The sequence below is a fragment of the Nocardioides sp. genome, assembly GCF_031422975.1.
GTDB lineage: Bacteria > Actinomycetota > Actinomycetes > Propionibacteriales > Nocardioidaceae > Nocardioides.
In genome coordinates this window covers 1-7,727 of record NZ_JANPEO010000319.1, presented here as the reverse complement: position 1 = coordinate 7,727, position 7,727 = coordinate 1, and the positions used below count along the sequence as shown (strand labels likewise).

The window sequence follows — 7,727 nt, the reverse complement described above, 5'->3', positions numbered from 1 at the left end:
CACGCCCGCGACGTCTACACCCGCCGCAACGAGGGCGTCAGCATCTGGGCCGTCCGCGCCGACCTGGTCGTCGCCTCCAGCCCCGACGAGAAGGACCCGCTCTTCGCCCCCGCCGGCGACAAGGTCTACCGGCACCCGACCTTCTATGCCATCCCCGACGACGTTCCGCACATGTGACATGGAATCCCACGACCTCGACCTCGACCACGACTCCGTCTACGACGGACTGCTCGGCGACTCCTCCCAGCAGGCCTCGCAGTGGGCCTTCGGCACGGACTTCGAAGACCCGCTCGCGGGCGTCGACACCACGATCCCCGCGGGTGTCGACGGCGCTGCGCTGGCGGCGTACTGCCTGATGCTCGGGGACGACGCGCTGATCTATGCCCACCGACTCTCGGAGTGGACGAGCAATGCGCCGGACCTCGAGGACGACATCGCGCTGGCCAACATCGCCCTCGACCTGCTCGGTCAGGCTCGACTCCTGCTCGCCCGGGCCGCCGCGGCCGATCCCCGCGTCGTGCCGCCGCTGCCCGACGGGTCGCCGATCCCGCCCGACGACGCCCTGGCGTTCTTCCGCGAAGAGCCGGCCTTCCGCAATGTCCGCATGGTCGAGGCGACCAACGGAGACTTCGCGGTCACGATCGCGCGGTTGCTGCTGTTCGCCACGCACCGGCTCGCGCTCCTGCAACGACTGACGACCAGCCTGGACCCGGTGCTGAGCGCCATCGCCGCGAAGGGTGTCAAGGAGGTCACCTACCACCGCGACTACGCCGGGCGGTGGTTCGTGACGCTGGCGCGCGGCACCGAGGAGTCGCGACGCCGGCTCGTCGCCGGGCTCCGGACCGTGTGGCCGATGTACGCCGAGCTGTCGCGCCGCTGCGAGACCGAGGCGCTCGCCGCGGAGCAGGCCTTCGGGGTCGACCCCGGCACACTGGCCGACGAGGTCGACGCCGTCATCGAGCACGTCCTCGCGACCAGTGGGATCGAGCGCCCCGACCTGCCCCCGTCGGGGACCGGGCCGCTCGGCCGCAGTGGCCACCACACCGAGGCGATGGGCAAGCTGCTCGCCGAGATGCAGGTCGTGGCCCGCGCCCACCCGATGGGGAAGTGGTGAGCTCTCCTCGCGGGGGCAGCGCGCTCGCGGTGGCTGCCACCGTGACCGACCCCGAGATGCCGATGCTGACGCTCGTCGACCTCGGTGTGCTGCGCGACGTCGTCGAGGAGGGCGAGCGCGTCACGGTCACCATCACCCCGACCTACTCCGGCTGTCCCGCCATGGCCACCATGCGTGACGACCTCCGGCACGCACTCCTCGATGCCGGCTACGCCGACGTGGACGTGAGGATCAGCCTCAGCCCGGCGTGGTCGAGCGACTGGATCACCGAGGGCGGACGCCGCAAGCTTTCGACCCACGGACTCTCCGCACCCGGACCGGCGCCGACCGGCCCCGTCACGCTCACCCTGACCCCGCTCCGCCGCCCGATCGACTGCCCCCGCTGCGGCAGCGCCGACGTCGAGCTGACCTCCGAGTTCGGGCCGACGGCGTGCAAGGCCCTCTACCGGTGCCGGGCCTGCCTGGACCCGTTCGAGCACGTGAAGGAGATCTGAATGGGCCGCGGCGCGTTCCACCCGCTGAGGGTCGCCTCGGTCGAGTCGCTCACCGACGACTCGGCCGCGATCACGTTCGAGGTCCCGGGCGGCCTCGGCGCGGAGTTCGACTTCGACGCCGGTCAGTCGCTGACACTGCGCCGGCTGATCGACGGCACCGAGCACCGGCGCTCCTACTCGATCTGCGCCCCGGCGGGAGCGGCGCCGCGCATCGGCGTACGCGAGATCCCCGACGGGCTCTTCTCCCGCTGGCTGGTCCGCGACGTGGTGCCCGGCGACGTGATCGAGGTGCAGACACCGAGCGGCTCCTTCGCGGCGAGCAGTGACCTGTCCGGACGGCACCTGTGCATCGCCGCCGGGTCGGGGATCACCCCGATGCTCTCGATCGCCTCGACGGTGCTGCGCAACCCCGGGTCGCAGCTGACGCTGCTGTACGGCAACCGGCACGCCTCGACGGTGATGTTCGCCGAGGAGCTGGCGGACCTGAAGAACCGCTACCGCCACCGGCTCGAGCTGGTGCATGTCCTGTCCCGCGAGCCCCGCGACGTGGAGCTGTTCACCGGCCGGCTCGACGCCGACCGGCTGCGCCGGCTGATCTCCGTGCTGGTGCCGGTCGGGGGAGTCGACCACGTCTGGCTGTGCGGACCCTTCGGACTGATCGCGGACGCGCGCGAGGTGCTCGACGAGCTCGGCGTGCCGGGCGACCGCGTGCACTACGAGCTGTTCTACGTCGACGAGCCGCCGCCCGAGCTGGCGCGGCCCGAGGCCGTCGTCGAGGGCGACGTCAGCGACGTGACGATCTCGCTCGACGGCCGCACCACGACCGCGCCGATGCCGCGCGCGACGACGATCCTCGACGGAGCCGCGGCCTCGCGCAACGACCTGCCGTTCGCGTGCAAGGGCGGAGTCTGCGGCACCTGCCGGGCGCACGTCGTCAGCGGCGAGGTGGACATGCGTCGCAACTACGCGCTGGGCGACGACGAGGTCGCCCGCGGGTTCGTGCTGACCTGCCAGACGTTCCCCGTCTCCGACGAGGTGGCCGTCGACTTCGACGCCTGATCGGTCAGGCGTCACTCAGCGCCGTGACAGCCCGTCGAAGGCGATGCCGGTGATCGCGTCGGCGAGTGCGGGGGCGTCGACCGCCCCGTCGGGGTGGAACCACTCGACGGAGCTGTTCACCATGCCGAAGAGCAGGCGGCTGATCAGCTCGGGCTCGATGTCGGTGCGCAGGCTGCCTTCGCGTACGGCGTCGCGGACCAGCTCGGCGAGAGCGTCGTCGATGGCTCGGCGCCGGTCCAGGGCCGCCTGCTCGACCTCGCTGTTGCCCCGTGCGCGCAGGAGGAGGGTCACTGCGGGGAGGTGGTCGACGAGGATCTCCACGGAGGAGCGGATGGCCGTCCGCAACCGCGTCTCGGCGGGTTGCGCGCTCGTCGCGGCGATCGCGGCCACCGTGCTGCTGAGAGCGTCGAGCGCCTCGTCGAGGCCCGAGGCCAGCAGGTGCTCCTTGCTCGGCACGTGGTGGTAGATCGCGGACTTCGTCAGCCCGAGCTCGCGGGCGAGGTCGCCCATACTGGTGGCGTCATACCCCTGGCGGTTGAAGAGGTCGATCGCGCGCCGGAGCACGGTCTCCTGGTCGTAGCCGGGCCGGCCGCGTCGCGCCGAGGTGGCGTCGGGGGCCGCATCGGTGGTCATGAGCCCAGCCTCGCACGCCCGGGGCGCGCGGTGGTGCACGCTTTCGCGTCCCGGCGAGGTAGTATTGGTGACGCCTTCGTCGCTCGATCAACCCGATCTGGTGGCGGAGCCCCGACTCATCCGGTGCCGCACGTGACGTTCTGTCTCGAGGCAACAGTCGGGTTCTGCGTCGCTGAAGTCGCCACCGGTCTCCCGCGACGCAGGTAGTGCTTGTCCGTCGCGGGACGTGGCGGGCATCCCGAGGAGGAACTGAGTGGCTCAGCGAAGCCGACGCACATCCACCGCACGTCGCGGCGGCACCAAGGTGATCCGCAAGGACAACGAAGGCATCATCCCGGTGCTCGCGAGGTCCGTTCGTGAGGTGGAGCAGGCGGCCGAGCGCGGCAAGGTCGCCCCGCACGGGCGCGCGACCTTCCAGGTCGTGGCGCTGCTGGTGCGCGACGAGCGCCACCGCCTCAACGCCGACACCGAGCTGGGCGAGGGCCGCAAGGCCGAGCAGCTCAAGCGGCTCGACGGGATCGCGACCATCCTGGCCAAGACCGCGGCGCGCGACACCTCGCTGCTGCAGCTGCTGGCCGACGACGCCGAGATCTCCGAAGGCGCCCGCGCCCTCAAACGCCAGATGCTCAAGTCGGGTGGCATGGACGTCCCCGAAGAGGTCGAGCCGCCCAAGCCCGAGACCGCCGCGACGACCTCGGGCCGCCGGGTCATCCCTCAGTCGGTGATCTCGCGTCAGCTCGCGAACCCGTTCCTCGCGCCCGACTTCTCGGCCGCCGACGCCAACCGCGTCGAGGCGCGCCGCCTCGCCAACTGGGAGCTGCTCGAGCCGCTGTTCAAGTCCTTCGAGTACGTCGGAGGCGGGGCCGCCGCCTGCATGAAGCTGCCGGCGCCGGTGCCGGTGCCGGGGGTGCCCCTCATGCCGCACCAGGCCTCACTCGTGGCTGCCGCCGCGGCCGGCCACCGCACCTTCCTGCTCGCCGACGAGCCCGGGCTGGGCAAGACCGCCCAGGCGCTGCTCGCGGCGCAGGCTGCCAATGCCTGGCCGCTGCTGTGCGTCGTACCCAACGTCGTCAAGGCCAACTGGGCCCACGAGGTCAGCCTCTGGACACCCAACCGCTCCGTCACCGTCATCCACGGCGACGGCGAGGAGATCGACGGCTTCGCCGACATCGTCGTGGTCAACTACGAGGTCCTCGACCGGCATGTCGGCTGGCTCGGCAACCACGGTTTCCGCGGCATGGTCGTCGACGAGGCCCACTTCATCAAGAACAAGTCGTCGCAGCGCTCCCAGCACGTGCTCGAGCTCTCGCAGCGCCTCCGCACCCGGCTCGCGCGGCCCCTGCTGATGGCCCTGACCGGCACGCCGCTGATCAACGACATCGAGGACTTCCGCGCGATCTGGCAGTTCCTCGGCTGGATCGACGACCACAAGCCGCTGGGCGAGCTGATGAACAAGCTCGAGGACACCGGGCTGATGCCGGGCGAGCCGGGCTTCTATCCCAACGCCCGCCGCTCCGTGATCGAGATGGGCATCGTGCGGCGCAAGAAGATCGACGTCGCCGCCGACATCCCCGCCCGCCGGGTTGCCGACCTCCCGGTCGAGCTCGAGGGTGCCGAGGGCCGCTCCATCCGCGATGCCGAGCGCGAGCTGTCGCGCCGCCTGGTGAAGCGCTACGACGCAGCCCTCGAGGCGCGCACGACCAACATCGTGGTCGACGGCATCGACCGTGACCTCGTGCGTCGCGTCGCCAAGTGGGAGCGCGAGGACATGGAGTCCGCGAAGGACGGCGAGAACGTCTTCTCGATGATGCGCCGGATCGGCCAGGCCAAGGCGGGCCTCGCCGCCGACTACACCGCCCAACTGGCACGCAACGTCGGCAAGGTCGTCTTCTTCGCCAAGCACATCGACGTGATGGACGAGGCGCAGGCCAGCTTCGCCAAGCGCGGCATCAACTTCGTGTCCATCCGCGGCGACCAGACGGCCAAGGCGCGGGCTGCGGCCATCGAGTCCTTCACCCAGGACCCCGAGACGTCGATCATCGTCTGCTCGCTCACCGCCGCGGGAGTCGGCCTGAACCTCCAGGTCGCCTCCAACATGGTGCTCGCGGAGCTGTCGTGGACCGATGCGGAGCAGACCCAGGCGATCGACCGGATCCACCGCATAGGTCAGTCGGAGCCGGTCACCGCGTGGCGGATCATCGCCGCGCAGACGATCGACTCGAAGATCGCCGAGCTGATCGACTCCAAGGCCGGGCTCGCGGCCCGCGCGCTCGACGGCGCCGACGAGATCGCCTCTTCCGTCGACGTCCAGCTCGAGGCCCTGGTCGGCCTCCTCACCGACGCGCTCGACGCCCGCGGAGGCCGCTGAGGGGCTCTCAGCCCATCAGCTTGCGGGCGAGCGGGAGCGGCAGGTGCTGGAGCGCGAAGCCGACGGGCACCCAGGGCCAGGCGGGGACGCGAGCGGAGGCCTTCTGCTTCTCGATCGCAGACACCATCGCGCGCACGCCCTTCTCGGTCGACGCGACCAGCGGCGTGGTCGTCGACGTGGCCGACATCTCGGAGACGATGTAGCCCGGGTAGAGCACCGTCACCTTGATCGGGGTGCCCATCACGTCGGCGCGGAAGCCCTCGGCGAGGTGCGCGACGGCGGCCTTCGTGGCGGCGTACGTCGTGATGTTCCTCGGCATCCCGCGGATGGCGGAGATCGAGGAGATCATCACCAGCTGACCTGCGTTCTGCTCGCGGAAGATCCGCGCGGCCGCCTCGGTCTGGGCGAGGGCGCCGATGAAGTTGGTCTGCGCGGTCGCGAGGTTGGCGTCGAAGCGACCGGTGCCGAGCGGTTGACCCTTGCCGAGGCCGGCGTTGACGACGACCTTCTCGAGCGTGCCGAACTCCGCGCGGAACTCCTCGAAGACCCGGAAGACCGCGTCGTGGTCGTTGACGTCGAGTGCCTTGACGCCGACCTTCACCCCGGTGAGGGAGGCGGCCAGGGACTCGAGCCGATCCGTGCGCCGCGCACAGAGCGCAAGGTCGTAGCCGAGGGCGGCGCACTGGCGCGCCATCTCGGCGCCGAGCCCGGAGGAGGCGCCGGTGATGAGGATCGTGGGCATGGGGGTCCTATCGATAGGTCTGGTGGTCGGGGGAGAGGTGCGTGTGCTCGTTGAAGGCGAGCAGCGTGGCGCCGCGCGAGCCGACCACGAAGCTGGTCACCGCGGCGTTGATGACCACCTGGTTGAGCCGCAGCCACAGATGAGTGCCGCCGTCGAGGCGGGTCGCGGCCGCCCAGGAGATCGGCCCGCCGCTGGTGAAGACCACCGCGGTGCCCTGGGGGCCGAGGCCGCCGATGGTCCGGTCCAGCGCCGACGAGACCCGTGCGGAGAAGTGCGCGAAGGACTCGTCGTAGTCGTCGTGCGCGCCACCGGTCCAGCGCAGCGTCGCCGCCTCGAACCAGGCCTGGAACGCGCGCGGGTCGGCCCTGATGTCGACGCCCTCGGGCGCGGGGTGGCGGGCCAGGACCTGGAGGTGGTCGAACTCGTTCCACCCCTCGTCGGTGGTGACGGGGAGCTCCCAGCCGGCACCCTCGCACACGCCGCGCGCGGTCTGCCCGTGCCGCTTCATCGCGCCGGAGATCAGCACGTCGGGGGTGATGCCCTGGGTCGCGAGGGCCGCGCCGAGGATGCGTGACTGCGCCTCACCCAGCGTCGAGAGCTGGTCGTAGTCCGCGGCGCCCCACGAGGCCTGGCCGTGTCGGACGAGCAGGATCCGGCTCACCCGGGGTCCCTGCGGCGTTGTCCGGAGGAGCGGAGCGGGGGAGGAGAACGTCGTGGGGTGTTCACGCGATCTGCTCCGCGATCCGCCGGTCGAGGATCTGCACGCCCGGTCCGAAGAGGGCGAACATCTCGTTGGTCGTCTGCTGGTGGAAGTAGCGGTAGTAGATCTGCTGGGCGATCACGGCGTTGCGGAACAGCCCGAAGACCTCGTAGAAGCGCCACTGCTCCGGCGTGAGCGAGAAGCCCATCCGCTCGCAGTAGGCCTGGACGAACTCCTCGCGGGTGATCATGCCGGGCAGGTCGGTCGGCACCCGCTTGGTCAGCTTGAGCTCGTCGGAGTCGTCGGCCTGGATCCAGAACGCCAGCGCCCCGCCGAGGTCCATCAGCGGGTCGCCGAGCGTCGCCATCTCCCAGTCGAGGACGCCGACGACGCGCGTCGGGTCGTCGTGGGCGAAGACGAGGTTGTCGACCTTGAAGTCGTTGTGGATGACGCAGGTGGCCACGTCGTCGGGCTGGTGGGCGTCGAGCCAGGCCATCACCGCGGTGAAGGAGGGATTGTCGGGCGTGTGCGCGTTGGGGTTGCTCGTCGACCAGCCCTCGACCTGGCGCCGGACTTTGCGGGTCCCCCTGCCGAGCTCCGCGAGGCCCGCTGCCTTG

At 70.9% G+C, this 7,727-nt stretch carries 9 protein-coding genes; 5 read left to right on the top strand and 4 right to left on the bottom strand.

What is annotated here, in order from left to right:
* The 4 genes from paaB to paaE all read left to right on the top strand — a co-directional run.
* Positions 1-177, top strand: a 177-nt coding sequence (paaB, locus tag RMO85_RS09710) for a 1,2-phenylacetyl-CoA epoxidase subunit PaaB (RefSeq protein WP_310528525.1), incomplete at its 5' end; no start/stop codon positions are given.
* Between the two features lies 1 nt (position 178).
* Positions 179-1,114 (top strand): 1,2-phenylacetyl-CoA epoxidase subunit PaaC, encoded by a 936-nt coding sequence (gene paaC / locus RMO85_RS09705; protein ID WP_310528524.1) that lies wholly within the window; start codon positions 179-181, stop codon positions 1,112-1,114.
* A complete protein-coding gene (gene paaD, locus RMO85_RS09700; RefSeq protein WP_310528523.1) occupies positions 1,111-1,608 on the top strand; it encodes a 1,2-phenylacetyl-CoA epoxidase subunit PaaD in 498 nt (165 codons plus the stop codon). The genes paaC and paaD overlap by 4 nt, the downstream gene beginning before the upstream one ends.
* Positions 1,609-2,667, top strand: coding sequence for a 1,2-phenylacetyl-CoA epoxidase subunit PaaE (paaE, locus tag RMO85_RS09695; protein ID WP_310528522.1), 1,059 nt, complete (start codon positions 1,609-1,611; stop codon positions 2,665-2,667).
* 15 nt (positions 2,668-2,682) lie between these two features.
* On the opposite strand, the gene RMO85_RS09690 is transcribed toward paaE, so the two are convergent.
* The gene (locus RMO85_RS09690; protein ID WP_310528521.1) at positions 2,683-3,300 is read right to left on the bottom strand and encodes a TetR/AcrR family transcriptional regulator; all 618 of its coding nucleotides are present in this window, start codon (positions 3,298-3,300) and stop codon (positions 2,683-2,685) included.
* A gap of 253 nt (positions 3,301-3,553) precedes the next feature.
* Here RMO85_RS09690 and RMO85_RS09685 point away from each other — a divergent pair, with 253 nt between their 5' ends.
* Positions 3,554-5,668 carry a DEAD/DEAH box helicase gene (locus RMO85_RS09685; protein ID WP_310528520.1) on the top strand — a complete coding sequence of 705 codons (2,115 nt, stop codon included), beginning with the start codon at positions 3,554-3,556 and terminating at the stop codon, positions 5,666-5,668.
* 7 nt (positions 5,669-5,675) lie between these two features.
* On the opposite strand, the gene RMO85_RS09680 is transcribed toward RMO85_RS09685, so the two are convergent.
* From RMO85_RS09680 to RMO85_RS09670, 3 genes are all read right to left on the bottom strand, one after another.
* Positions 5,676-6,410, bottom strand: coding sequence for an SDR family oxidoreductase (locus RMO85_RS09680; protein WP_310528519.1), 735 nt, complete (start codon positions 6,408-6,410; stop codon positions 5,676-5,678).
* A 7-nt stretch (positions 6,411-6,417) separates the two neighbouring features.
* Complete coding sequence (locus RMO85_RS09675) at positions 6,418-7,071, bottom strand: histidine phosphatase family protein (RefSeq protein ID WP_310528518.1); 654 nt, start codon at positions 7,069-7,071, stop codon at positions 6,418-6,420.
* Positions 7,072-7,132: 61 nt separating this feature from the next.
* Positions 7,133-7,727 (bottom strand): phosphotransferase family protein (locus RMO85_RS09670; protein ID WP_310528517.1); only part of this gene is annotated, 595 nt, incomplete at its 5' end.

Bases quoted from the DNA above. Each gene is read 5' to 3' on its own strand.
- paaC (WP_310528524.1), top strand. From the start codon at position 179: ATGGAATCCCACGACCTCGACCTCGACCACGACTCCGTCTACGACGGA.
- RMO85_RS09690 (WP_310528521.1), bottom strand. From the start codon at position 3,300: ATGACCACCGATGCGGCCCCCGACGCCACCTCGGCGCGACGCGGCCGG.
- paaE (WP_310528522.1), top strand. From the start codon at position 1,609: ATGGGCCGCGGCGCGTTCCACCCGCTGAGGGTCGCCTCGGTCGAGTCG.
- RMO85_RS09680 (WP_310528519.1), bottom strand. From the start codon at position 6,410: ATGCCCACGATCCTCATCACCGGCGCCTCCTCCGGGCTCGGCGCCGAG.